General features: G+C 30.5%; 2 protein-coding genes. Both read right to left on the minus strand.

Annotated features, from left to right (window positions below):
• On the minus strand, positions 1 to 1,595 hold a 1,595-nt coding region (locus ACW2QF_RS19070; RefSeq protein WP_455717602.1), incomplete at its 3' end, for a copper amine oxidase N-terminal domain-containing protein.
• A gap of 362 nt (positions 1,596 to 1,957) precedes the next feature.
• Positions 1,958 to 2,288 (minus strand): cell division suppressor protein YneA (yneA, locus tag ACW2QF_RS19075; protein WP_455717603.1); only part of this gene is annotated, 331 nt, incomplete at its 5' end.

The raw sequence follows: 2,288 nt of genomic DNA on the forward strand, positions 1-2,288 counted from the left end.
CTATTTACAGTAAAAGGTAGATCAATATAGACATTGGTATCATCAGAAGTTACATTCATCGTTGCCTGATATAGCATATCGATAGAAGCTAAATCTGTATGATAATCATAATTTACATTTACATTTTCAATATAATTATAGTAAACAACCACTGTTAATGTCATTGCATCATCTGATAACTGTAATTCATACTTTGGTTGTTTTACATTTGTAGTTAATACTATTTTGCTTGATTGAGATGATTCATTGTATGTTACAGTTGCACTATCAACAATACTGTTACTATAAGTATACGTATTATTTGTTGCTGTAGATTGTTCCACATCTATAACCAATGAGTTATCAGTCGTGTAATAGGAATGTATTTTACTAAATGTTGAGTAAGCCTTTAATTGGAATACTTCTCTATCTGAATAAACTTGTGTATCCTTTGTAAAATCTCCCAAAACTGCAGTAGTTGTGTAATTGGAATTAATCACTGTTTTATAAGATTTATTCTTTAGTTCATCATATATATTCTTATAAGTATCAGTAATTGGTAGATTAACATATTCCATTTCCTCTTCAGGCGGCGTTTGATTATCTGGTTCAACTACATCTGCTTTCTCAGTTAATATTGATGTACCAGTAGAACTATCCCATGCGTAATCATAGCCTAGATAGCTAGATACCGCATAAGCAGGAACCATAATATACGTTTTACCATTGGCTTTATTCTTAAGTTTCATAGGTGCATGTGGTAAAGTTTTCTTCTTTCCATTTACTTTGGCCACTTTGCTATCCAATGTCATTACAATAGTAGTGTCATTTTTTTCTAATGTTATTGTCTTATCTTCTTTATTATACGTATATTTTGCACCTATTGTAGTTGCGAATACTTTCTTTACTTGAACCATCGTTGTAGATTCATGTAAAATACTTGGCAATGTAGTTACACTAACATTCTTACCATCTACCTTTACTTTGCCTTGAGTACCACGATACGTAAACCATTTTTTTTCATTGTAATCATAAAGATTAAGTGCTGCTGTTTTCGGACTTGTAATAGTTGCTAATGCCTTACTACTATTATAACTGTAGTTATATCCAAAAGCTTCTGCAACAAATCTAGCAGGAACAAGAATCTTAGTAACTCCTGTTGACTTAAATTTTACTTTTATTGGTGCTTGAGAAACTGTTTGCTTCTTCCCGTCAACATATACTGTTTTACTACCTAGTGTAAACTTAATGGTAGTATAATCTTTCTTCAATGTAAGGGTTCCTTTACTAGAAGAATAAGAAGATGTAATTCCAATCTTGGAATTCACGAATACATCTTTATAAGATACTAATGAAGTGGATCCAATCACAATACCTGGGTAATTTTTTTTACTAACTTGTTTACCATCAATTTTATACACAATTTGCTTTCCTGTATACGTTACATTCTTCTTATCATAATATAACTTCAATGATGACGCTGCTTTTACCGAAAGAACCGGTGTTATGATAAGTAGTAACGCAAATAGCAGCATATAAATAGTTTTGTGTTGCTTCCATTGAGTCTTGTGGTAATTCAAAACTCGGCTAATTACTTTTTTCCCTTGTTGTTCCATTTTCTCACCTTTCTTACTGCTATAACTAACATAAAGTATCAAGCAAATTGATATATAATTAAAGGGGTAGACTTACCTTTAACTATCATGTTGCAAATATACGTATGTCAATTTAAGAATAAACTCTGAAACGAATATTTACAACCTAATACTAGGTTCAAAAAGTGTTAGAATTGTGTCAAATATTGATTTTATATACGATATTTATTATAAAATTAGAAGATTAAGATAAACTATAAAATGCTTAAATATGATAAATTGCTCCTTATTTATCTCATAGATAGGATACAACTATAATATTACAACAGTTATGATAATAAGAAAAAGGAAGCTACTTGAGTGTAACTTCCTGCTTTTATTGGTTAATTTGTTGAGGAACTATAATAAGGTACAATCAAATACTGCCCTTCATGTATTACATCTGACACCAAAGAATTACATTCCTTTATCTCTTCTATGTATTCATTTACACTTTCATAATGACTCGTAATATTCTCTTTAGCAATACCCCATAATGTATCACCTTTCTCAATACGAATACTCATTACGTACTTTTCGTCTTGCGTTGCTGATGCTCTTGCAACAGTTTTATCTGTCATTACTCCAATTAAAATAATACATAACACGACAAGTGAAATAATACTAGCAGCTATCACTTCTTGATTTATTTTCTTAACGTTCATTACTCTCATC

The sequence above is a fragment of the Anaerosporobacter sp. genome, assembly GCF_965301125.1.